The organism is Chelativorans sp. AA-79 (assembly GCF_029457495.1).
Taxonomy (GTDB): Bacteria; Pseudomonadota; Alphaproteobacteria; order Rhizobiales; family Rhizobiaceae; genus Chelativorans.
This window is the reverse complement of sequence record NZ_CP120361.1, coordinates 4,233,752-4,255,653: the sequence shown is the minus strand read 5'-3', so window position 1 is coordinate 4,255,653 and position 21,902 is coordinate 4,233,752. Positions and strand designations below refer to the sequence as shown.

The 21,902-nt window shown below is 64.2% G+C and carries 21 protein-coding genes and 1 tRNA gene; 2 read left to right on the top strand and 20 right to left on the bottom strand.

The window, feature by feature from the left end; translation table 11 throughout:
* Positions 1–48: 48 nt before the first annotated feature.
* The 15 genes from PVE73_RS20815 to groES form a co-directional block, all read right to left on the bottom strand.
* Positions 49–318: a DUF6117 family protein gene (locus PVE73_RS20815; RefSeq protein WP_277364074.1), complete on the bottom strand. Its 270-nt coding sequence runs from the start codon at positions 316–318 to the stop codon at positions 49–51.
* A 78-nt stretch (positions 319–396) separates the two neighbouring features.
* The gene (locus tag PVE73_RS20810; protein ID WP_277364073.1) at positions 397–873 is read right to left on the bottom strand and encodes a hypothetical protein; all 477 of its coding nucleotides are present in this window, start codon (positions 871–873) and stop codon (positions 397–399) included.
* Between the two features lie 103 nt (positions 874–976).
* A complete protein-coding gene (locus PVE73_RS20805; RefSeq protein ID WP_277364072.1) occupies positions 977–3,124 on the bottom strand; it encodes a ParB/RepB/Spo0J family partition protein in 2,148 nt (715 codons plus the stop codon).
* Between the two features lie 129 nt (positions 3,125–3,253).
* Entirely contained in the window at positions 3,254–3,595 is a 342-nt protein-coding gene (locus PVE73_RS20800; protein WP_277364071.1) for a hypothetical protein, read from the bottom strand.
* Between the two features lie 76 nt (positions 3,596–3,671).
* A complete protein-coding gene (locus tag PVE73_RS20795; protein ID WP_277364070.1) occupies positions 3,672–4,043 on the bottom strand; it encodes a DUF2958 domain-containing protein in 372 nt (123 codons plus the stop codon).
* Complete coding sequence (locus PVE73_RS20790; protein ID WP_277364069.1) at positions 4,040–5,014, bottom strand: zincin-like metallopeptidase domain-containing protein; 975 nt, start codon at positions 5,012–5,014, stop codon at positions 4,040–4,042. Before PVE73_RS20790 ends, PVE73_RS20795 begins: the two co-directional genes overlap by 4 nt.
* Before the next feature lie 202 nt (positions 5,015–5,216).
* A tRNA-Arg gene (locus PVE73_RS20785) sits at positions 5,217–5,293 on the bottom strand.
* 282 nt (positions 5,294–5,575) lie between these two features.
* Positions 5,576–7,090, bottom strand: coding sequence for a HAMP domain-containing sensor histidine kinase (locus PVE73_RS20780; RefSeq protein ID WP_277364068.1), 1,515 nt, complete (start codon positions 7,088–7,090; stop codon positions 5,576–5,578).
* Between the two features lie 53 nt (positions 7,091–7,143).
* Complete coding sequence (locus PVE73_RS20775; protein WP_277364067.1) at positions 7,144–8,571, bottom strand: FAD-dependent oxidoreductase; 1,428 nt, start codon at positions 8,569–8,571, stop codon at positions 7,144–7,146.
* Positions 8,568–9,302, bottom strand: a complete 735-nt coding sequence (locus PVE73_RS20770; RefSeq protein ID WP_277364066.1) for a TVP38/TMEM64 family protein — start codon at positions 9,300–9,302, stop codon at positions 8,568–8,570. Before PVE73_RS20770 ends, PVE73_RS20775 begins: the two co-directional genes overlap by 4 nt.
* Before the next feature lie 239 nt (positions 9,303–9,541).
* Positions 9,542–9,925, bottom strand: a complete 384-nt coding sequence (locus PVE73_RS20765; RefSeq protein WP_277364065.1) for a DoxX family protein — start codon at positions 9,923–9,925, stop codon at positions 9,542–9,544.
* A gap of 109 nt (positions 9,926–10,034) precedes the next feature.
* Positions 10,035–11,426, bottom strand: a complete 1,392-nt coding sequence (fumC, locus tag PVE73_RS20760) for a class II fumarate hydratase (RefSeq protein ID WP_277364064.1) — start codon at positions 11,424–11,426, stop codon at positions 10,035–10,037.
* A gap of 111 nt (positions 11,427–11,537) precedes the next feature.
* A complete protein-coding gene (locus PVE73_RS20755; protein WP_277364063.1) occupies positions 11,538–12,314 on the bottom strand; it encodes a sulfite exporter TauE/SafE family protein in 777 nt (258 codons plus the stop codon).
* A 193-nt stretch (positions 12,315–12,507) separates the two neighbouring features.
* Positions 12,508–14,148 carry a chaperonin GroEL gene (gene groL, locus PVE73_RS20750; protein ID WP_277364062.1) on the bottom strand — a complete coding sequence of 547 codons (1,641 nt, stop codon included), beginning with the start codon at positions 14,146–14,148 and terminating at the stop codon, positions 12,508–12,510.
* Positions 14,149–14,210: 62 nt separating this feature from the next.
* Positions 14,211–14,507 carry a co-chaperone GroES gene (gene groES, locus PVE73_RS20745; RefSeq protein WP_277364061.1) on the bottom strand — a complete coding sequence of 99 codons (297 nt, stop codon included), beginning with the start codon at positions 14,505–14,507 and terminating at the stop codon, positions 14,211–14,213.
* 145 nt (positions 14,508–14,652) lie between these two features.
* Here groES and PVE73_RS20740 point away from each other — a divergent pair, with 145 nt between their 5' ends.
* On the top strand, positions 14,653–15,579 hold the full coding sequence (locus PVE73_RS20740; RefSeq protein ID WP_277364060.1) for a DMT family transporter: 927 nt from the start codon (positions 14,653–14,655) through the stop codon (positions 15,577–15,579).
* A 31-nt stretch (positions 15,580–15,610) separates the two neighbouring features.
* On the opposite strand, the gene PVE73_RS20735 is transcribed toward PVE73_RS20740, so the two are convergent.
* Entirely contained in the window at positions 15,611–16,249 is a 639-nt protein-coding gene (locus PVE73_RS20735) for a DNA-3-methyladenine glycosylase I (protein WP_277364059.1), read from the bottom strand.
* 249 nt (positions 16,250–16,498) lie between these two features.
* Between PVE73_RS20735 and PVE73_RS20730 the strand changes: the two genes are divergently transcribed.
* Positions 16,499–17,290 carry a L,D-transpeptidase gene (locus PVE73_RS20730; RefSeq protein ID WP_277364058.1) on the top strand — a complete coding sequence of 264 codons (792 nt, stop codon included), beginning with the start codon at positions 16,499–16,501 and terminating at the stop codon, positions 17,288–17,290.
* A gap of 95 nt (positions 17,291–17,385) precedes the next feature.
* On the opposite strand, the gene glcF is transcribed toward PVE73_RS20730, so the two are convergent.
* The 4 genes from glcF to PVE73_RS20710 are packed head-to-tail and all read right to left on the bottom strand — an operon-like array spanning position 17,386 to position 21,858.
* Entirely contained in the window at positions 17,386–18,720 is a 1,335-nt protein-coding gene (gene glcF, locus PVE73_RS20725) for a glycolate oxidase subunit GlcF (RefSeq protein WP_277364057.1), read from the bottom strand.
* 6 nt (positions 18,721–18,726) lie between these two features.
* Positions 18,727–19,107, bottom strand: coding sequence for a DUF4870 domain-containing protein (locus PVE73_RS20720; RefSeq protein WP_277364056.1), 381 nt, complete (start codon positions 19,105–19,107; stop codon positions 18,727–18,729).
* Positions 19,108–19,149: 42 nt separating this feature from the next.
* On the bottom strand, positions 19,150–20,358 hold the full coding sequence (locus PVE73_RS20715) for an FAD-binding protein (protein ID WP_277364055.1): 1,209 nt from the start codon (positions 20,356–20,358) through the stop codon (positions 19,150–19,152).
* A 3-nt stretch (positions 20,359–20,361) separates the two neighbouring features.
* Entirely contained in the window at positions 20,362–21,858 is a 1,497-nt protein-coding gene (locus PVE73_RS20710; protein WP_277364054.1) for an FAD-linked oxidase C-terminal domain-containing protein, read from the bottom strand.
* Between the last annotated feature and the right edge of the window lie 44 nt (positions 21,859–21,902).

Here is a 21,902-nt window from a genome sequence, read left to right as displayed (position 1 = left end):
TGGCCTGGAATATCTCAGATGCCTCGGCGAAGATTTTGTGGACCGTCGTCATGGAGAGCTTCCATCTTCGGTGTTCTCGATGAACCCGTTGGGATCGTTCGGGTCTGGCGGCAAGTAAGCGTCGTAGGGGTTCTGGTCGGCGAGATGGCCGAACGGCGTCATGACGCAATCACCGTCCTCGGCGCGGCCAACGGCGCACAGAACATAGCGAGGCTCGCCTGTCACCGCGTCCATGCATTCCACCAGTGCAAGGTTGCCGTCACCGGCGGCTCTGAGCAGCGTGTTGAAATTGGTACGGGCATGGTCGGGGATGGCCATGATCTTCTCCTGAAACGAAAATGGCCCGACGTCCTGTCAGGAGGTCGGGCCGGATTGGGAGGATGGGATGCGTGCGTGTCAGGCGGCTGCCCGCCCTTCGACGACATCGGCACTGACCTCGTCGGCGGTCACTTCCTCAAGGCGCGCAGAGCGGTATCCCGCTTTTGCCAGCCAGAGCTCGGCCGCCTCGCGGTTCTCCGCGAGATGCAGCAGCTCCACATTGTCGCCGACCGGCTGCAGCACACGCACCATGCCGACCTTTGGCCGATCGACGATCTCGAAAGAAAGATCCGAGTCGAGCGAATGCGTGCGCATGACGGTGACGAGAACCACGCCGCTGGAAGAGAAATTGCCCTCATGCAGGGTGATGCAGGCCGGCGAGGAATAGGTCGCCCGTTCACGGGGAGGCTCCTTCCTCACGAGCCTGCCGACGCCGTTGCGGCGTTCCCAGGCGGCAAGTTTCTTCGTGAACCGCGCCGGCGGTTTGGGCTGACCGTCAAAGTAGCGGATGAGCGCACCGAGCGGGGCGTTCGCGTAGACGTTGTGTGCGGACATCAATCTGTCTCTCTAGACGAAAGCGGCCCGGCGGCTTGCCGGGGCCTTGGGGTGGCAAGGTGGAAGGAAGCGGGGCGACCGGAGTCGCCCCGTATGATGCCGGCTATTCGGCGGCGATCATGTGGGACGCCTCAGCCGCGGGAGTATCGGCCAGCTCGTCGTCACCGGCCAGGTACGCCGGCAGCGCTGTGTCCTCACCGTCCGCCGATGTCTCCACGGCCGGATCGCCATCGAGAGCGGCAAAGCGCAGCGGCTCGGGGAGCCAGCCGGTGTCGGCGAGGAGCCGTTCGGCTTCCCTGGCCATATCCGCTTTCTTCAAATGATCGATGAGCTGCGCCTTGTCGTCGCCGAGCGCTTCTCGCACGGCTTCGAGGATGCGGGGCTTGGTCACGCGGCCAAGATAATTTTCAACCGTGGGGCGGAAACCAGCTTCTACCATGTCGAGCCCGGTGGCGTGGGCAAGACGATCTGCTTCCGCCATGCGGCGGTGGAGACCGTGCTGGGAGATGCCGGTGGCGCTGAACGGGTTCGGCCGCTCGTAGAGCGCATTGACACCGAAGCTGATGCAATGGGCGAGCAGCGCCAGGCGGCTGGCATCGTCGAGTATCGCGATCCAGTCCCACAGCGCGTCTTCCTCGGCCGGCAGCTCCGCTTTCCAGTCTTCATGCCGCTGGTCGACGGACTTCGCATAGGGGCTGTCGGCGAGGTCTTTGCTCTGTTCGCGGAAATAGACCTCGCGGACGGACACCTCCATTGCCGAGCCGGTGGTGGAGCGCCCGAACGTGTCGCGCACCAGCTTGTGCAGGAGCGCGGTGACCGCGACATGGGGGTTGGCGCCCAGCGCATCGCGCAGGGCGAGCGTGCGGTGGGCGGTCAGTTCGGCCACCAGCCGCTCCGGCAGCGGCTTGACGATGTCGGCCTCGTCATCCTCTTCCAGCTCGGCCGACTGGCCGCCGATGGTGATGACAGCCCGCTGTTCGGACGGATCGGCGACACCGTTCTCGCCCTCGGCATCCCCATGGCCGACCGCCTCGGTATCACCATTCTCGACCGTGGCGGGGATCTCGTCCTCGGGACGAACATAGCCGCGATCGATCATCAGATCGCCATCACGATCGACACTGACGAAGACACCGGCGCGGGCGATTTCGGCCGGATCGTAGACGATCGGCCGCTGCTCGAACGCCTCGAGCGCGGCCTCGATCTCGCCGAGACGCCGATCGACCTCATCGGGCAACTCGTCGGCTTCGGCATATTCGGCCTCAATCCGTTCGTGCTCCTCGCGCAGCGCCTCGCGCTCGGCCCGTTCCTCGTTGGTGAGATCGACGAAGGTGCCAGTCAGTGCCCGCAGGTCATGGTCGTAGCCATAAGGTAGGTCGAGATCGACCGTGACCCACTTCCAGCCTTCATTGGCGACCTCGTCGGCCGCCGTCTTGAGTTTCTCGGAAACGAGCTTGTCGAGAAGCGGCACGTCCTCAAGCCAGCCGCCATTGTCGGCCTCGAACAGATCGCGCAGCACGGTGCCGCCAGCCGCGACATAGGCATCGACACCGACAAAGAGCGCCCGCTTGTCGGAAGCGGGAACCGTGGTTTCCGTCAGCAACTGGCGGATATGCCAGGGCTGGCGGTTCCACGAATGCTGGACCGCCTCCCAGACCTGCTCCTGGCGGGCATGGTCAGGATTGACGGTGAAGGCCATCAGCATCTCCAGCGTCATACCATCCTCGGCGTAGACGTCGAGCAATGCGGGCGAAACAGCCGCCAGCCGCAGGCGCTGCTGCACCACCTGGGCGGTGGTGAAAAAGGCAACGGCGATCTCCTCATTGCCCATGCCCTTGTCACGCATGTCCTTGAAGGCCCGGAACTGGTCGAGCGGATGCAGCGCGACACGATGGACGTTCTCGGCAAGAGAATCGTCCTCGGCGAGGACCTTGGTCGACGGGTCGCGCACGATGCAGGGCACAAGGCCGTCCTTCGGAAAGCGTCTGGCCTTCACGAGGCGCTCGATGGCGCGGTAGCGCCGCCCGCCCGCCGGCACTTCGAACATGCCGGTCTCGTTGCCGTCGTCATCGAGGACCGGGCGGACGTTGAGTCCCTGCACAAGGTCCTGGCGACGGGCGATGTCGTCGGCCAGTTCCTCGACATTGGTGTCGGGCCTGACACGGCGGACGTTGGAATCGCTCAGCACGAGCTTGTTGAAGGGGATGTCTCGCGAGCGCGAGAAGACGATCTTCTTGGCAGCTTTTGCCATGTCGGTTACTCCGCGACGGGCGGCCGAGAGCCTCTCTCTCAGCCTCCCAACCCGTCGATCGACCCGGTCACTCCTCTCGCTCTCTGTCCGTCGGCCACAAGTAACAGCGCCGGCAGGTCAGCATTCCCGTCACCAGTCCAGGAACGGTGGCCGCTCCATCTTGACGCCGTATTTGCGGCGCAGCGCCTCGATGGCGGCGTCCTGCCGGTCAATCTTGCGCCGTAAGCGGTCGAGGTCCGGGCCGGATATCTCCAGCAGGTCATCGAGAATACGGCGGTATTCCGCCTCGTCGGCGCCTGTCCATCGGCTCATCCGGCGATGATAGTGTCTGGCCTTCGGCCGTCGCCTGATCGTCTCGGCCTCGGCCCTATTGGCCAGAACGCGCTCGGCCTGGTTGAGATTGAGGCGGGTTTCGGCAAGGCACGATTCCATGCGCGCCAGCATCGCGCGCAACTGCACACGGTTCATCATGACAGGATTCCTTGTTCAGGAGATGTCGGTGGAGGCGGTCTTTTGGCGACCGCCTCCAGGCGCTGGCGTCGGTGCGTTACCGACTCTGCGGTCGAGATCGGGCGGCGCGATAGAGCACGCGTTCCGCAGTCTGGATGCTGCCGGCCTGGCGGGCAGATTCCGCCCACGCCGAGAGCGGAAAGTCCCCGGTGAACAGGATGTCGCGCTCGATTCCCATGGCGAACGGAAGCCGTAGCGAGGATAGCTCACTGAGCGAGAAGTGGCCGAGTTCCGGCTCGCAGATTTCGGCGAGGCCGTACATGGTGTCGCCATCGGCGTCCAGTTCGGTGGCGAGCCACACGCCCGCACCAAAGGGATTGAAGAACTTCACCACCGGCACGTGGTCAGCACCATGCTCACGGCCATTGGCGAGCAGGCGCTCACGAAGGTCATCGGTCAGGAGGATCATGCTGCGACCCTCCCGTCGATGCTGATATCGGCCGCGCCAGCCTTGACGGAGAGCTGATCGTCTGCGGGCAGGAAGGAGAGAATCCAGTCCGCCGCCCTGCTGGCCTCAGAGGCTGCGCGGAAGATGACGCGATTGTCGGCGCGCATCGTATCGATCCACGCGCCGATATAGTCGCTGTGCCTCACGGTAGGGACGATCCCCATCGCCGCGCAGCAAAAGGCGCTCGAAATTTCGGCAACGCATTCCTCGAAAAAATAAGGTTTTGACCCGAACGAGCCGGTCAGGTCCCGGTTGAGACGGCTATGGTGGCCCGAAGCATGCGACATCTCGTGCAGGGCCGTCCTATGCCAATTGATGGGCTCGAAGAAGGCGGAGGGCGGAGGGACCTGCACATAGTCGAGCGACGGTATGTAGAAGGCCCGGTTGCCGCCGATGCGGAAGTCGATGCCGGTCGCCTTGATGAGCGCCTCGACCTTCGGCTCGATCTGGCCGAGCGGCGGAGGCGGCGCCACCGCGACGATCTCGTCGGGCAGGTTCTCACATTGCGAGAGGTTGAAGACGGTGAACCGCTTCAGGAATGGAATCGCCTGGGGCTCTTCGCCGGTCTCGCGAGCACGCTTCCTCTCGTCCTCCGGCGTGAAGCGGTCGGCATAGACGACGGTGGTGCCGCGCGTTCCCTTACGCACATTGCCCCCAAGCGACAGGGCCTGGCGGAACGTGAGCCAACCCTGGCTTGGAAAACCGTGCTGGATGACGGCGCCCCAGAGGATGAGCACATTGATACCCGAGTAATTGCGGTTCGTAGCCACATTCTGTGGTAGACCGAGTGGTGCCTTGGCTGCCGCTGTGCCCCAGGGCTGAACCCAGGGAACGCCGCCGGCCTCCAGCTCGGCGATGATCTTGTTGGTGATGTCGTCGTAAAGGCTCGTCCGCCTGGAGTCGGCGCGAGCGTTGCGGTGATGTTTGGCCATTGGGATTGTCTCCGCGACGAGCCTTGGGAGCCTTTCTCCCAATCCCAGCCCGTCGCGGCAAACCCGTCCGGCCTCTCACTCTTCAGTGGGATTATTGGGAATGCTCGGCCAACACCGGCTTAATCACCGGCTTATTTCTCAGATTTAAGCCGGTGCCATATTGGCATCGGCCCATTTTTCTGTTGAATTTCAGAGAGTTGAATGGCGCGCCCGAAGAGATTCGAACTCCTGACCCCCAGATTCGTAGTCTGGTGCTCTATCCAGCTGAGCTACGGGCGCGCAGACCACCATTTTGGTGGCGAGACCGTGCGGGCGGGCCCGACGATCGAACGCCGCTTACCTAACGACTGGAGAAGCCAAAAGCAAGCGTCCCGATGTGATTTTCTTGCGCAAGATGCACCTGCCGGTGCGGCAGACACTCGGCATTGCGCGGCGCGGGTCGAAGGCAATGCGTTAGCCGGGAAAACATGTCGCAGGCCTATCTGCATCCTGGTGCATCGCGGAAACCGCGTGTCAACCGGGAGGCAATGGACCTTCGCGCTGCGGCTCGTTTGTTGTCGACTACTTGGCCGACTGCCGCGATCCTGCCGCCTCGCTTCCAAGGCTCTCCGCCATTCGGTTTTCCTCGCGCGGGGCGTCGGGCACGGAAATGCAGAATAAAGTGCGCCCGTTGCCGCTTTCGACAAGCTCGATCTCACCGCCATGCGCGCGCACGAGCTCCTGGGCGATCGCAAGCCCGAGGCCCGTGCCGCCGGCCCTCGCCGAGCCGCGGAAGGCCGTGAACAGGTTCTCCCGCGCCTTGGGTGGCAGCCCCGGGCCGGTGTCGGCGACGAATATACGTGCTGCCAACTCTTCCCGGCGGGCGGAAACGGTAAGCCGCCGCACCAGGGCTGCATCGGCATCCCCGGCCATCGCCTGAACCGCGTTGCGGCACAGATTGGAGAGAACCCGGAAGAACTGCTCCGCATCCGCATCGATCTCGAGCAACGGCTCCACCTCGTTCACGAATTCGATGCCGGTCGCGGGATCGATAGCAAGGCTCGCCTGCACGTCCTCGACAAGCTGGGCGACGCGCAGCCGGCGACGTGACGGCGGCGCCTCCTGCGCGCGCCCGTAGGCGATCACTCCCTGCGAGTAGGCGACGGCGCGATCGAGCGTCCGGACGAGCTTGGGGGCGAGCGACTGCACCGTGGGGTCGGCGCTCATCGCAAGGCGGTCGGAGATGAGCTGGGCGGACGCGAGCATGTTGCGCATGTCGTGATTGATCTTGGAGACTGCCAGCCCGAGCTCGGCAAGCCGCTTGCGCTCGCCGAGCGTGCGGTGCAGCGTCTTCTGCATTTCGGCGAGCTCGACCTCGGCGATGCCGATCTCGTCGCCCCTGTCCTCCGGTTCGATGATATGCTCGGCGTTGTCGGGCGCTGCGCCAAAGGCGAGCATGGAGCGGGTCATGGCGCGGATCGGCCCGATCATGATGCGGTCGATGGCGTAAAAGACCAGCGTGGCGGTGAAGAGCGAGATGAGCAGGGAAAGTCCCGCGACGTTCCGCGCATAGATGAACATGGCGGACCGGAGCTGCCGGTCGGGCAGGATGACCTCGTATCGCGCCGTGCTCTGGCCCACATGCCCATGGATCCGCAGGATGCGGTCTCCGCCGAAGAAGAGGGTATCGAAGGCTCCCAGCACCGCTTCCAACGGTCCCGTATCGTCCAAATCGATATGCGCATCGACGGCGGGCGGCATCTGCGAGACAACGAGGAGGCGGGATGCACCGCCGTCACGCACGGCGATGGCGCTGACGCCTGCCGTCATCAGCACGTCATTGCTGGCTTCACGGCTGAGGTTGTCGGCTCTGCCGTCCAAGAGGACGCGGCCGACGATCGACGCCTCCCGCAGCCTCTGTTCCATCCACTGGTGGCCGAAATTCGCCACCGAGGGGATGAAGATCAGGACCTCCGCCGCCATCACGAAAAGAATCGTGAGAAGAAGGAGCTTGGTGGACAGCCCGCGGGTCAGCGGCACGGCGCGGCCCGTGCCTTGTTCGGTCCTGCCCCCCGCCTGCCGACTTTCCTCAGCCATTCTTCTTCCATTGCAGCGGCTGGCGGGTAGGTTCCCGCCATTGCGCCGGATATTTATCCAAATAGGCGCAAAAAGCCTAACATTCCACGCACAAGGGAACTGCGGGCCGCATCGGCCAAGGCGGAAAAGGCCGCCCGTTTCCCGATCTCCCCCAGCGTGGGATAAGGGGCAACGTAGCGCGCAACATCCCTCACCGTCATCCGTTTTGAAAGGGCGAGCGACCAGAAATGCAACAATTCCCCGGCGCCTGGCCCGACCATGGACGCGCCGAGAATCCGCCCATGCCGGCCGACAACGAGCTTGACGAAGCCTTCCGTGAGCCCTTCCGTCTGCGCCCGGTCGTTCTCGGAAAACGGCGCCCGCAGCACCTTCACGTGTCGGGCGTTCTTTCTCACCTCGTCCTCCGTCAGGCCGATATGGGCGAGTTCGGGATCGGTGAAAGTTACCCGGGGGATGAGGTTGCGATCGGCTTTGGCCGGCAGCCTGAAGAGAATGGCGCGGACCACGAGCCCGGCATGGTAGTTCGCGACATGCGTGAATTGCGGGCCGCCCGCGACATCGCCGATCGCATAGACGCGGCGGTTGGTGGTGCGCAGCCCGTTCGACACTGTGATGCCATCGGCACCGAAGGCAATGCCTGCCCGGTCGAGCGCCAGCGCGTCGAGATTGGGCCGGCGGCCAGTGGCGACGAGCAGATGCGAACCGTCTATCGTCTTCGGCCCCCCGGCGCTTGCGGCCAAAACCCGAATGCCGGATCCGTCCTGCGGCTCCACGCGTTGGATATGCGTGTGCTCGAAGATTTCCACGCCTTCGGCGCGCAGGCGTCCAACCACCAGCTTCGACAGCTCGCTGTCTTCCTTGCCGAGCGCCGTGCCCGCTTCGATCACGGTGACGCGCGCGCCGAGGCGGCGATGTGCCTGCGCCAGTTCCATGCCGACCGGTCCGCCACCGATGACGATCAGGTGCTCGGGCTGGCGCCGCAGCGAGAAGACCGTTTCGTTCGTCAGGAACGGCACCTCATCCAGGCCGGGGATCGGCGGTATGGCCGGCGAGGAGCCGGCGGCAATGACGAAACGCCTCGCCTTGATCTCATGCGCGCCGGCAACCACGGTGCGCGTATTCTTGAAGCTGGCTTCCGCCGGTACGACGGTCACGCCCATGCTCGTGAAGCGCTCCACCGAATCGTTCGGCGCGATCGCGGCGATCGTCCCCTCGATATGAGCCGCCACGCGGGCGAAGTCGACAGAAGGTTCGACATTGGCGATGCCGAGAGGGGCGCCATGGCGGAGGCGGTGCGCCTGCTTGCCGGACGCGATCAGCGCCTTCGAGGGAATACACCCGTAATTGAGGCAGTCGCCCCCCATCCTGCCGCGCTCCACCAGAACGACAGGGACGCCCAGAGACGCGGCAGCGGCTGCCACTGTCAGCCCGCCCGATCCGGCGCCGATAATACAGATGTCCGGTTTCAGCACCCTCGTCATTTCCGCTCCCGCATCTCCACCCGGTCGGGGCGGCTTGCCTTGCAGCTTCGTTTTGCGACAAGCGCCAGCGCTGCGACAGTTGCGAGCGCCGCCAGCGAAAGCGTTAGCTCCCCGGTGACGAGATCGCTCGGTTCGACCTCCCGTCCGGCTGCGGCGGCGGAGATGAGAACGCTTTCGAGCCCCTGACCCAGATAAGCATAGGCATATGTGGCGGGAAGGATGCCGACGGTCGTTGCAGCGATGAAAGTCCGCAGGCTGACGTGAAAGAAGGCGGGCACGATGTTGACGATCCAGAATGGAAAGATCGGCGCGAGCCGAAGGACGAGGAGATAGCCGAATGCGTCTTGCTCGAAGCCTTTGGCGAGTTGCGCGGCGCGTCCGCCCACGCGCCGCCTCAGGAAATCACCGAAAGCCGTGCGGGCGGCGAGGAAGAGCACGGTGGCGCCCGTCGTGGCGGCGATGAGCACCAGGGTGCCGCCCAGCAGCCATCCGAAGAGGAATCCGGCAGCGATGGTGAGCAGGGCGGCGGCGGGAAAGGCCGCGGCCGTTGCGACGGCATAGACGAGGGCGAAACCGGCGGTCGCGAGAAGAGGATGCGCCTCGATCTTGGCGTGAAGGGCGGTCCGGCTCGCCATCAATGCCGAAAGGCTGAGATGCTCGTGCCACCCGAGAGCGTAGCCGAGCGCCAGCAATAGAAGCAGCAGCCCTAGGGGCACAAAGCGCCATGGCACGCGGATTACCTCCCTGCCGGCCCTTCTGCTGCCAATCCTCTGGCGACTTTGTTTTGCGACCGGACCCTGTATTGACGGTACCGCTCTAATGGCGGTTTCGTCCTCAGGCGGCAATCCGCTTTCGGCCTGATCACTGCGTTTTGAGGACGGCCGCAATGCTCCTCACCGAAGCGTGAACGCATCAGACCTAAAAAAGGGCCCGCGCGGGGCGAGCCTCTTCTACCGGATCGCCTGTTGGCTTAGGCGCGGCGTCCGTCCAGGGAGATGGTTCCTGCTCCACGCGCTGCAAGCGCCAGGAACCCGCCGGTGATGGCAAGATTCTTCAGGAACTGGATGAGCTGCATCTGGTCGGCGAAATTGAAATGGGCAACGAAGGCCGAAGCAAGCGTGAAGGCCGCCAGGACATAGGCGGCCATCCTGGTCTTTAAGCCGACGAGGATAGCAAGTCCGCCCGCCAGCTCGATAATGCCCACAACCCAGGCCAGAAGAGAGGCGGCGGGAAGGCCGATGCTGCCGAAATACCCGGCCGTGCCGGCAGGATCGGCCAGCTTGCCGAACCCGGAGAAGATGAAGATCACCGCGAGCAGGATGCGGCCGATAAGAACGATTGCACTGTCGGACATGGGGTCGCCTGTTTCGAGCAAGGAATTGGACGTGTCCCATACAGACGAATAGTGCTCGGAACCACCCGCGTTGCCGTTGACACTGTGTTTCCCGGAGCGAGCCGCCGCCTCAACCCGGCGAGATCATCTTCTCGGGGCGGACGAGCCGGTCATAATCCTCTTCGGTGACGAGGCCGGTCTTCAGCGCCTCCTCGCGCAAGGTCGTGCCGTTCTTGTGGGCGCTCTTGGCGATCTTGGCCGCATTGTCGTATCCGATGGCGGGCGCCAGCGCCGTAACCAGCATCAGCGAGCGCTGCATCAGGTCGGCGATGCGCACTTCGTCGGCCTCGATGCCCTTCACGCAATTGTCGGCGAAGGAACGCATCGCATCCGAGAGCAGGCGGATCGATTGCAGCACTGCATTGGCGATGACCGGCTTGAACACGTTGAGCTCGAAATGGCCCTGGCTCGCCGCGATGGACACGGTGGTCTGGTTTCCCATGATCTGGGTCGCCACCATGGTGAGCGCCTCGGCCTGGGTCGGGTTCACCTTGCCCGGCATGATGGAGGAGCCGGGCTCGTTTTCCGGCAGCTTCAACTCGCCGAGGCCGGAACGCGGCCCGGAGCCAAGGAAGCGGATGTCGTTGGCGATCTTGAAGAGGTCGGCGGCAAGTGCGTTGAGCGCGCCATGGAAGGCGTTCAGCGCGCCATGGCTCGCCAGCGCCTCGAATTTGTTCTCCGAGGTGCGGAACGGCAGGCCTGTAACGGCAGCTACGCGCTCGGCAAAGGCCTTGTCGAAGCCTTTCGGCGCGTTGAGACCGGTGCCCACGGCGGTCCCGCCTTGCGCCAGCGCATATACGTCGTGCAACGCTTCCTCGATTCGCTTGCGTCCGAGCTTCAGGGCGGCCACATAGCCGGAAAACTCCTGCCCCAGCGTGAGCGGCGTCGCGTCCTGGGTGTGCGTGCGGCCGATCTTCACGATGTCCCCGAACGCCCGCTCCTTCTCCTGAAGCGCGGCGGTCAGATGGGCGAGAGCGGGTAGCAGTTCCGCGGCCGCCTCACGCGCGGCCGCGATGTGCATGGCCGTCGGGAAACTGTCGTTCGACGACTGGCTCATATTGACGTGGTCGTTGGGATGAACCGGCTTCTTGGATCCCATCTCGCCGCCCAGGATCTCGATCGCGCGGTTCGAGATCACTTCGTTGGTATTCATGTTGGATTGCGTGCCGGAGCCCGTCTGCCAGACTGCCAGCGGGAAATGCGCATCGAGCTCGCCCTCGACGACCTCGCGCGCGGCCGACGTGATGGCTTCGCCCAGCTGGCCGTCGAGCTTGCCGAGCGTCATGTTCACCTCGGCGGCCGCCAGCTTCACGATCCCGAAGGCACGCACGAGCGGCAGGGGCATCTTTTCCACGCCGATACGGAAATTGGTAAGCGACCGTTGCGTCTGCGCACCCCAGTAGCGGTCCGCGGGCACTTCGATCGGGCCAAAGGTGTCGGTTTCGACGCGAGTCTTTGTCATGCGGCTCTCTCCAATCGGCATTCTGCCGCCATATGCGCCAACGCCGGTTGTTTTGCAAATCCTGGACACCGCTTGCCGCGCCGTTGGATCGATTAAATCGAGTGACCCGGACTATGCCACACCCACAAGCTGCAGCGTCTGCCACGTCGCAAGCAGCACGATCAGGCAGCCGATCGCTCGTAGGAGGAAGCGCTCCTTCAGCGACTTTGTCACCCAACCGGCGAACGGTGCCGCCAGGATACCGCCGAAGACGAGCCCGACGACCGCTGCCGCATGCTCAAGATAACTTCCCGCCGCCTGCCAGTGACCCGACAACAAGGCTATGAGGAAGCTGAGGGAGACGGCAGTCGCTATCAGGAACTCGCTGGCATTCACCGTCCCGATAACGTAGCGGGGCGGTGCGCCGGCACCAAGGAGACCGGTGGTGACGATGGGACCCCAGCCGCCCCCACCAGCTGCATCCAGGAACCCGCCGGCGGCACCGAGCGGTGCGATCACCTTGATGGGCACGGGATTGGATGGGATCTTCCGGAACGACCGGAAGATCAGCCAGCAGCCGACAAGCGCCAGATATGTGGTCACGAAGGGCTTCACCACATTCCCGTCGAAGGAGGTCAGCACATAGGCGCCAATGCAGCCCCCGATGATCCCGAAAGGGGCGAGCCGGACAAAGAGCCGCCAATCGATATTGCGATGATAGAGGTGAGCGGAGCCGGATGCGGCGGTGGTGAAGAGTTCGGCCGCGTGGACCGATGCCGATGCATGGGCGGGAGGAACGCCGAAGCTCAGAAGCACGGTCGAGCAGACGACGCCATAGGCCATGCCCAACGCGCCATCGATGATCTGCGCCAGGAACCCGACGCCTGCGAAGAGAAGAAAATCCTGCACGAAGTCCCACCCCCTGACGAAGCGCTGCAAACTAGACGGAGGCTGCAAGTCGGGTAAGGCTGTGATTTTTTGTTCGCCGACTCAACAGGAGAAACATTTTCCAATTTCCGTCCGCGATTGGGGGGCGGTGCCTGACGCGCATGAAAAAGGGCGGCATTTCTGCCGCCCTTTCGATGCGTGAGGCCCGGATGGACTAGAAGTCCATGCCGCCCATGCCGCCCATGCCACCGCCGGGCATGGCGGGAGCGGCTTCCTTCTTCGGAAGCTCGGCAACCATGGCCTCGGTGGTGACCAGGAGACCGGCCACCGACGCCGCATCCTGCAGCGCGGTGCGGACGACCTTCATCGGATCGACGATACCCATGGTGATCATATCGCCATACTCGCCGGTCTGGGCGTTGTAGCCGTAGGTGGTGCCGGTGTTCTCGAGGATCTTGCCGGCCACGATCGAGGCCTCCGCGCCCGCATTGGCCGCAATCTGGCGTGCCGGCGACTGAACGGCGCGGCGCACGATATTGATGCCGGCGTCCTGATCGGGGTTCTCGCCCTTCACCTTGATGGCCGTGGAGGAGCGCAGGAGCGCAACGCCGCCGCCCGGCACGATGCCTTCCTCGACGGCCGCACGGGTGGCGTTCAGCGCATCGTCGACGCGGTCCTTCTTCTCCTTCACCTCGATTTCCGTCGCACCGCCGACGCGGATCACCGCAACACCGCCGGCGAGCTTGGCGAGACGCTCCTGCAGCTTCTCGCGGTCATAGTCGGAGGTCGTCTCCTCGATCTGCGCCTTGATCTGGCCGACACGGCCCTCGATCTCGGCCTTCTGGCCGGCGCCGTCGACGATGGTCGTGTTCTCCTTGGAGATGGAGACCTTCTTCGCGCGGCCCAGCATGTCGAGCGTGACATTCTCGAGCTTGATGCCGAGATCTTCGGAGATCACCTGGCCGCCGGTCAGGATCGCGATGTCCTCCAGCATGGCCTTGCGGCGGTCGCCGAAGCCCGGCGCCTTGACGGCGGCGATCTTCAGGCCGCCGCGCAGCTTGTTGACCACGAGCGTGGCGAGCGCCTCGCCCTCGACGTCCTCGGCAATGATGAGCAGCGGGCGGGAAGACTGCACGACAGCTTCCAGCACCGGCAGCATGGCTTGGAGGTTGGAGAGCTTCTTCTCGTGCAGGAGGATGTAGGGATCCTCGAGATCGGCCACCATCTTCTCGGCATTGGTGACGAAATAAGGGGAGAGATAGCCGCGGTCGAACTGCATGCCCTCGACCACTTCGAGCTCGGTCTCGGCGGTCTTGGCCTCCTCGACCGTGATGACGCCCTCATTGCCGACCTTCTGCATGGCCTCGGCGATCATCTGGCCGATCTCCTTCTCGCCATTGGCGGAGATGGTGCCGACCTGGGCGACCTCTTCCGAGGTCTTGATCTTCTTGGAGGCCTTGGCGAGGTAGTCGACCACTTCGGTAACGGCAAGATCGATGCCGCGCTTCAGATCCATCGGGTTCATGCCGGCCGCGACGGCCTTGGCGCCTTCCTGCACGATGGCCTGGGCGAGAACGGTCGCCGTCGTGGTGCCGTCACCGGCGATGTCGTTGGTCTTGGACGCCACTTCGCGCACCATCTGTGCGCCCATGTTCTCGAACTTGTCTTCGAGCTCGATCTCCTTGGCGACCGTCACGCCGTCCTTGGTGATGCGCGGAGCGCCGAAGGACTTATCGAGCACGACGTTGCGGCCCTTGGGGCCGAGGGTCACCTTCACCGCGTCGGCGAGGATGTTGACGCCCCTGAGCATGCGCTCGCGGGCATCACGGGAAAACTTTACGTCTTTTGCAGCCATGTTGATTACTCCTGGCTTCGGGCGAAGCCTTGGTTTCGTTCAGTCGGTGGCAATAGCCCTGATCAGGCGATGACGCCCATGATGTCGGACTCCTTCATGATGAGGAGATCCTGACCGTTGAGCTTCACTTCCGTGCCGGACCACTTCCCGAAGAGAACGCGGTCGCCCGCCTTCACGTCGAGCGGAACGAGCTTGCCGCCCTCGTCGCGCCCGCCCGGGCCGACGGCGATGACTTCGCCTTCCTGCGGCTTCTCTTTCGCGGTGTCGGGAATGATGATCCCGCCGGCCGTCTTCTCCTCGGATTCGACCCGGCGAACGACCACACGGTCATGAAGCGGGCGAAAATTCGTGCTGGCCATGTTCTGTACCCTTGATTCAAACGATGAATTAGGCTTTTCCTCCGTCCCGACCGGTCGGAGCGGTGGTTAGCACTCGCTGAGAGAGAGTGCTAACAAAGCCGAAATAGTCAGGACCGCTGTTAGAGTCAAGCTACGGGGACGCTGGATGGCACAGATCGACGGCGCCTCGACCGACCGGCCTCTTCTCGGCATCCTTCTGATGCTGGGTTTCTGTGCGACCATTCCCCTCAGTGACGCGATCGTCAAGCTTCTCGGCGAGACGATCCCGCTTCTCGAACTCCTCGTCGTGCGTTTCTGCGCCCAGGCGCTGCTTCTCGTGCCCGTTCTCATGCATGGCAGCCGCGCCATAGCCATGCCGCCGCGCATCCTGAAGCTCACGATCGCGCGCACGCTCCTCCATATCATAGGCATCGGCGCGATGTTTGCTTCACTGCGCTTTCTGCCGCTGGCGGACGCTGTGGCCATCGCTTTCGTCATGCCCTTCCTCCTGCTCCTGCTCGGCCGTTGGCTACTGAAGGAAGAGGTCGGCCCGCGCCGGCTAAGCGCGTGCGCGGTTGGCTTTCTCGGCACCCTTCTCGTTATCCAGCCGAGTCTTGCCGAGGTAGGTTGGCCTGCGCTTCTGCCTCTTCTGGTGGCGCTCTCTTTTGCTTTCTACATCCTCGTGACGCGCCGCATCGCGCAGGAGGCGGACCCGATCGTCCTCCAGGGCGTGAGCGGCCTCATGGGCGCCGTCGGTCTGTCCGTCCTGCTGGTCCTGACGTTGCAAAGCGGCATTCCGGGCACGGGCGTCGTCGCCCCGAACGCGCAGGAGGCCGTTCTTATGGCCATGAGCGGGCTCCTGGGTGCGTTCGCACACCTGCTCATGACATGGTCGCTACGCTTTGCGCCTTCGGCGACGCTGGCGCCCATGCAGTATCTTGAGATCCCCTTCGCGACACTGATCGGCTGGATCGTGTTCCGCGACCTGCCCGACGGGCTTGCAGCCGTCGGGATCGCCGTCACCATGGCCGCCGGCCTCTACATCGTCATGCGGGAGAGAAAGCTGGCCGAACCGGTCCCGCCGGAGAGCTGACGGACTGCCGGCGGCGATTTTCAAAGACCGCCTAGGACGGTCGTATGAAGCGCTGCCGCTCCTCTTCCACTTCCGCCCGCACCACACAGCCTTCGATATGGTCGTTCACCAGCCCCATCGCCTGCATGAACGCGTAGACGGTGGTCGGGCCGACGAACGTCCAACCCTGCTTCTTCAGATCTTTGGAGACGCGGGTTGAGATGTCGGTCTTGCCCAGCGTCCGCAGCGTGGCGAAATCGAACCTTTCCGGCCGCTCCTGCGCTCCCGGCTCGTGCCGCCAGAAATAGCGGGCGAGCGAGCCTTCCCTTTCGCAGAGCTCGATCGCCCGGCGCGCATTGTTGATGGTGGAACGGATCTTGCCGCCGTGCCGGATGATCCCGGCATTCTGCAACAGCCGCTCCACGTCCTCGTCCGTGAACCGAGCCACGCGTTCGAAATCGAAGCCCTCGAAGGCTTCGCGGAAGTTCTCGCGCTTGCGCAGGATGGTGAGCCAGGAGAGGCCGGACTGGAAGCCCTCCAGGCAGAGCTTCTCGAAGAGGCGCCGGTCATCGGCGACGGGCCGGCCCCACTCGCGGTCATGATAAGCCATGTAGTCGGGCAGGTTCGCATGCCAGAAGCATCGCACCTTGCCGTCATCTCCCTCGATCAGGCCTGTTCTCTCTTCGCTCATTTCAACCTCGCGGAAGCGCAGGAGCAGTGTTTAACCGCCCGTTCACCAGTTTTCTGAACCGGCCGATAACCACGCCGATCGGTTTCTCCCGCATATCGCATTTTATGAAAACGGATTCACCATTCGATTGGCTCTCTTGCCGCAGCATCCTGACAAAGGTGTCGATAGACACGCCTTTCAAGGGCCGCCACCCGTTTCCCCGCGGTGCAGCCATAACCGATCTAGGTCCGACGAGGTGAGAGTAGGTCGATGAAGTTCGTATTCTATGTGGCCGGCCTTGCCGCCGCGCTGCTCCTTCCCGGCGCGTCCCATGCCCAGAACCGCTACGCGGAGCCGCCGCCGGTCCTTGTCAGCCCGGATCTTTCCGCCCCTTGGGTGATGCAGTTGCGGCAGGTGCCCGCCGAGGCGAGGCCGCGAACCGGGCAGCGAAGGGTCTATCGGGCTGCGCCGCAGCCTCCGCAGCATCACGCTGCCCCGAGGCCGGCCGAGCGGCGCTATCTGCTGCGCCGCCAGCAGCAGCAAGCACAGCCCACTGTCCGCACAGCCGCCGCTCCGAGAGCGCCTTCGGCGCCCGAGCGGGCGTTGGATCCGAAATTCCTGCCGCAGGAGGTGGCCTATGACGGGTCGCATGCGCCCGGCACGATCGTCGTCGACACCAGGCAGCGTTTTCTTTACCTCGTCCTCAAGGGCGGTAAGGCCCGCCGATACGGCGTGGGTGTCGGCAAGGAGGGTTTCGGCTGGAGTGGAACGGAGAAGATCACCTCCAAGCGCGAGTGGCCCGATTGGCGCCCGCCCGCGGAAATGATCGCGCGCGAGAAGAAGAAGGGCAGGGTGCTGCCGACCCTGGTCAGGGGAGGGCCGCAGAATCCGCTGGGTGCGCGCGCCCTTTACCTGGGCTCCACGCTTTACCGCATCCACGGCACCAACGCGCCCTGGACGATCGGCCAGGCCGTTTCCTCGGGCTGCATCCGCATGCGCAACGAAGATGTGATTGAACTCTACGAACGTGTTCCCGTAGGCACCAAGGTCGTGGTAATCTGATTCTCATTAAGCGGGGGACGAGTCGGCCGGAGGGGTCTTGCCGTATCGTCTTCGAAAAAAAGCAGCGCTTCAGGAATGAAGCGCTGCTTTTTTCGTCATGCGGCGACGGCACCGGCTTTTTCAGCCCGCCGTGATGGCTTCGGAATGCCCCGCGGCCTCGGTCCGCCATGGACCCAATCCAGCAATTCCACGGTATGCACGATGGGCAGCTTCGAGCCGGAAGCGATCTGGGTGATGCAGCCGATATTGCCCGTGGCGATCGCCACAGCGCCCGTCGCCTCGATATTCTTCACCTTCCGGTCACGCAGCCGGCGTGAGATCTCCGGCTGCAGGATGTTGTAGGTGCCGGCAGAGCCGCAGCACAGATGTCCTTCGCGCGGCTCCTTCACGGTGAACCCGGCGCGGGTGAGGAGTGCCTTGGGCTGCCGCGTGATCTTCTGGCCATGCTGCATGGAGCAGGCGGAATGATAGGCGACCGTCAGCCCGGGCGAAACCTCAGGCTCGGGCAGGTCGAGCGTAGCGAGGTACTCCGTGATGTCTTTGGCGAGAGCGGAGACCCTCGCGGCTTTCCCCGCATAGACTGGATCGAGCCGCAGCATGTGTCCGTAGTCCTTGATCGTGGTCCCGCAACCCGAAGTGGTGATGAGGATCGCGTCCAGGCCACCGTTTTCGATCAGCCGCGTCCACGCGTCGATATTGCTCCGCGCGAAATCCAGGGCCTGCTCCTCGCGGCCCATGTGATGCACGAGCGCGCCGCAGCAGCCTTCGCCCTCCGGCGCCACGATTTCGATGCCGAATTTCGCGAGGAGCCGCACGGTCGCGGCGTTGATGCCCGGATCGAGCACGGATTGCGCGCATCCGGAAAGAAGCGCCACGCGCCCCCGCGTCTCCCCCGCAGCCTTTGCCGCGTGCGGCGCTTGTGCAGACGGGACATTCGCCGGAGCCAGTTCCAGCATGGAAGCGACCGGCTTCAGGCCGGGCGTCGCGCGGAAGAGCGGAATGAATGGCCGGCCGAGCTTCGCAAATTTCAACGCGAGCCGGAACCTGCCGGGGTAGGGCAGCACATGCGCAAGGACCGTCCGCACCAGCCGGTCGAGGAAGGGCCGGCGGTAGGTTTTCTCGATATGCACCCGGGCATGGTCGACGAGATGCATATAGTTCACGCCCGAGGGGCAGGTGGACATGCAGGAAAGGCAGGAGAGGCAGCGGTCGATATGCGTGACCGTCTCGCGGTCGGCTGCCCGCCCGTTCTCCAGCATCTCCTTGATGAGGTAGATGCGCCCGCGCGGGCTATCGAGCTCGTTGCCGAGTTCGACATAGGTCGGGCAGGTGGCCGTGCAGAAGCCGCAATGGACGCATTTGCGCAGGATCGTTTCCGATTCCGCCACATGCGGGTCGGCCAGTTGCTCGGGCGTGAAGTTTGTCTGCATATCCTGTCAAAGCACCCAGCTTTGGGGGTTCCGGATGGGCTCGCCGCGGCCCACCGCCTGCAGGCCGACCACCATGCGCACCACCACCCAGATCGCGACGGCGATCAGGAGCAGGAAACCGATTCCCACCACCATGAGGACTCCGGAGATCACCGCATAGAGGATGCCGATCCAGAAGGTGCGGATAGCCCAGGTGTAGTGGGTCTCGACCCACTCGGCGGATCTGCCGCGGTTCATGTAGGCGAGCACGATGCCCACCAGCGCCGAGATGCCGATGACGAATCCGACGAGATAGAGGATGTAGATCACCTGGATGTTGGTTGGGCCGGGTTCGAGCCAACCATCTGTCTTGCGGGGCGGTGTGGGCCCTTGGTTCGTTTCGCTCATGGTTCCCTCCGGGGTTGGATAGCGCCCAAGTCTAGCACGCGTTCAATTCGCGGCCATCCGGCCGGGATTGAGGATGTTCTTCGGATCGAACTGCTCCTTCAGGCGCGCCGAAAGCGCTGCTAGGGCGGGTGGCTGCGGCTGGAATGTCGGCACCGCCGCCTTTATCGCCGGGGAGGCGCGCACCAGCGTCGCATGGCCTCCGCCGAAATGGGAGATCAGCCCGCGCAGCACTTCGGCTTCGGGGTCCGCCTCCATGCGCAGCCAGACGAGCCCGCCCTGCCAGTCGTAGAACGCGTTGGCGCCGGCCGCCCTGCGGAAGGCGTCGACAAGCTTGTAGCCCTCCGTGGGCGCCATGGAAATGCGCCACACGGGTGCCGGCGTGCCGTCGGCGAAAGGGCGGCAGTCGCGGATCTCGCGCCAGAGAATGCGGGACTCCTCCTCTTCGAGGATATCCACTGCGCCGTGCGGTCCCAGGAGCCGCGCCAGAAGATCGAGACGATAATCCACCGAGGGACCGATGCCTTCGACGCGCAGCACCGTCCTCGCCTCCGGAGAAAGAGCGCCGTCGAGAACGCGCCCGATCACCGTCACCGGCAGATGGGCGGCGCCCGAGACCTCTCCACTCGATCCCATGGCCTCCGCCATGGCGCTGGCGGCTTGCGCATCATCGAGGCCGGTCACGACGAGCGTCTTCTCCGTCTCTGCGGACGGTAGAACCTTGAAGGTGACGTCCGTCACGACCGCGAGCGTGCCCCAGGAGCCTGCCAACCCCTTGGAAAGATCGTATCCCGTGACGTTCTTCACCACGCGCCCTCCGGATTTGAAGGCCTCGCCGCGGCCGGAGACCGCATGCACACCCAGCACGTGGTCGCGCGCCGCGCCGGCCTTGATGCGCCGCGGGCCGGAGAGATTGGCCGCCAGCGCCCCGCCGATCGTGCCCCGCCCCGCTTCCCCGCCAAGCAACGGAGCGTAGTCCATAGGCTCGAAGGCGAATTGCTGATTATGCTCCGCCAACAGCCGCTCGATCTCGGCAATTGGCGTACCGGCCTTCGCGGAAAGCACCAGTTCTTCCGGTTCGTAGAGCGTGACGCCCGCGAGCTTGGTAAGATCGATCGTATGCTCGGTCTGCGCTGGCCGGCCGATCCCACGTTTGGACCCATGGCCGATCACCTCGACCGGCGCTTCCTCCGCGGCCGCCCAGCGCACCACGTTCAGCACCTCCGCCGAGGTTTCAGGGGTGAAAGTGGCCACAGATCAAAACCTCTCCAGCTCCGGAAATGGCATCTGCCCGCGGTGGATATGCATGCGGCCGAGCTCGGCGCAGCGGTGGAGCTGCGGGAATACTTTTCCCGGATTGAGCAGATGGTTCGGGTCGAAGGCGCATTTGACCCGGATCTGCTGGTTCAGGTCCTCCTCGGAGAACATCTCCGGCATGAGGTCGCGCTTTTCCACGCCCACGCCGTGCTCGCCGGTGAGCACGCCGCCGACCTTCACGCAAAGCCGCAGGATGTCCGCGCCAAATGCTTCCGCTCTCTCCAGTTCGCCCGGTTTGTTGGCATCGTAGAGGATCAGCGGGTGCAGGTTGCCGTCGCCGGCGTGGAACACGTTCGCCACCCGCAGGCTGTATTTCTCCGCAAGCTCACGCATGCCCGAAAGCACGCGCGGCAGCTCCTTACGGGGAATGGTGCCATCCATGCAGTAATAGTCTGGCGAGATGCGGCCGACGGCGGGGAAGGCGGCCTTGCGCCCGGCCCAGAAGGAAAGCCGCTCCTCATCGGAATTGGAGACGCGGCTCGTCGTGCAACCGTTGGTCCCGGCGATCGCCTCCACGCGTTCGATCAGGTGGTCCACCTCGGCCGAAGGCCCGTCGAGTTCCACGATCAGCAGCGCTTCCACATCGAGAGGATAGCCCGCGTGGACAAAGTCCTCGGCGGCATGGATGGCCGGTTTGTCCATCATCTCCATTCCGCCGGGAATGATGCCGGCACCGATGATATCGGCCACGCATTGGCCCGCCTGCTCGCTGGAAGGAAACCCGATCAGCAGCGCCCGCGCCGTCTCCGGCTTCTTCAGGATGCGCACGGTCACTTCGGTGACGACGCCCAGAAGCCCCTCCGATCCGGTCATGAGGCCAAGTAGATCATACCCTTCCGCATCCAGATGCTTGCCGCCGAGACGGATCACCTCGCCATTCATCAACACCGCCTGGATGCCCAAAATGTTGTTGGCGGTGAGCCCGTATTTCAGGCAATGCACACCTCCGGAATTTTCCGCCACATTCCCGCCGATGGAGCAGGCGATCTGCGATGACGGATCGGGCGCGTAGTAGAAGCCTTCGTGCTCGACGGCGTGCGTGATGCCGAGATTGGTCACGCCCGGCTGCGCCACCACGGCGCGGTTCGCTAAATCGATTTCGAGGATGCGGTTGAAGCGGCTCATGACAAGCAGAACCGCGTCCTCGAGCGGCAGGGCGCCGCCGGAAAGCGAGGTGCCCGATCCGCGCGGCACCACGCGGATGTTGCGCTCATGGCAATATTTGAGAATGCGCGAGACCTGGGCCACGGTCTCCGGCAACACGACCACGAGCGGCACCTGGCGATAGGCGGTCAGCCCGTCGCTCTCAAAAGCGCGCATCTCGCTCTCGGCTTCCACGACCCCTTCGCCCGGCACGATGATGCGCATATCCGCGACGATCTCTTCGCGCTTCTTCAGCGTCGCGGCGTCGGGCTTGGGCATGTGCAGTCCAGACACGGGGGGAAACCTCTCATCAGGCTCATGGGCGAGGCACTGGCCTC

Excerpts from the sequence above, each read along its gene's own strand:
- PVE73_RS20730 (WP_277364058.1), top strand. The coding sequence starts at position 16,499 with ATGAAGTTCGTATTCTATGTGGCCGGCCTTGCCGCCGCGCTGCTCCTT.
- PVE73_RS20795 (WP_277364070.1), bottom strand. The coding sequence starts at position 4,043 with ATGATCCTCCTGACCGATGACCTTCGTGAGCGCCTGCTCGCCAATGGC.
- PVE73_RS20780 (WP_277364068.1), bottom strand. The coding sequence starts at position 7,090 with ATGGCTGAGGAAAGTCGGCAGGCGGGGGGCAGGACCGAACAAGGCACG.
- PVE73_RS20775 (WP_277364067.1), bottom strand. The coding sequence starts at position 8,571 with ATGACGAGGGTGCTGAAACCGGACATCTGTATTATCGGCGCCGGATCG.
- PVE73_RS20765 (WP_277364065.1), bottom strand. The coding sequence starts at position 9,925 with ATGTCCGACAGTGCAATCGTTCTTATCGGCCGCATCCTGCTCGCGGTG.
- PVE73_RS20800 (WP_277364071.1), bottom strand. The coding sequence starts at position 3,595 with ATGATGAACCGTGTGCAGTTGCGCGCGATGCTGGCGCGCATGGAATCG.
- PVE73_RS20740 (WP_277364060.1), top strand. The coding sequence starts at position 14,653 with ATGGCACAGATCGACGGCGCCTCGACCGACCGGCCTCTTCTCGGCATC.
- PVE73_RS20735 (WP_277364059.1), bottom strand. The coding sequence starts at position 16,249 with ATGAGCGAAGAGAGAACAGGCCTGATCGAGGGAGATGACGGCAAGGTG.
- PVE73_RS20805 (WP_277364072.1), bottom strand. The coding sequence starts at position 3,124 with ATGGCAAAAGCTGCCAAGAAGATCGTCTTCTCGCGCTCGCGAGACATC.
- PVE73_RS20790 (WP_277364069.1), bottom strand. The coding sequence starts at position 5,014 with ATGGCCAAACATCACCGCAACGCTCGCGCCGACTCCAGGCGGACGAGC.
- PVE73_RS20815 (WP_277364074.1), bottom strand. The coding sequence starts at position 318 with ATGGCCATCCCCGACCATGCCCGTACCAATTTCAACACGCTGCTCAGA.
- glcF (WP_277364057.1), bottom strand. The coding sequence starts at position 18,720 with ATGCAGACAAACTTCACGCCCGAGCAACTGGCCGACCCGCATGTGGCG.
- groL (WP_277364062.1), bottom strand. The coding sequence starts at position 14,148 with ATGGCTGCAAAAGACGTAAAGTTTTCCCGTGATGCCCGCGAGCGCATG.
- PVE73_RS20720 (WP_277364056.1), bottom strand. The coding sequence starts at position 19,107 with ATGAGCGAAACGAACCAAGGGCCCACACCGCCCCGCAAGACAGATGGT.
- PVE73_RS20810 (WP_277364073.1), bottom strand. The coding sequence starts at position 873 with ATGTCCGCACACAACGTCTACGCGAACGCCCCGCTCGGTGCGCTCATC.
- groES (WP_277364061.1), bottom strand. The coding sequence starts at position 14,507 with ATGGCCAGCACGAATTTTCGCCCGCTTCATGACCGTGTGGTCGTTCGC.
- fumC (WP_277364064.1), bottom strand. The coding sequence starts at position 11,426 with ATGACAAAGACTCGCGTCGAAACCGACACCTTTGGCCCGATCGAAGTG.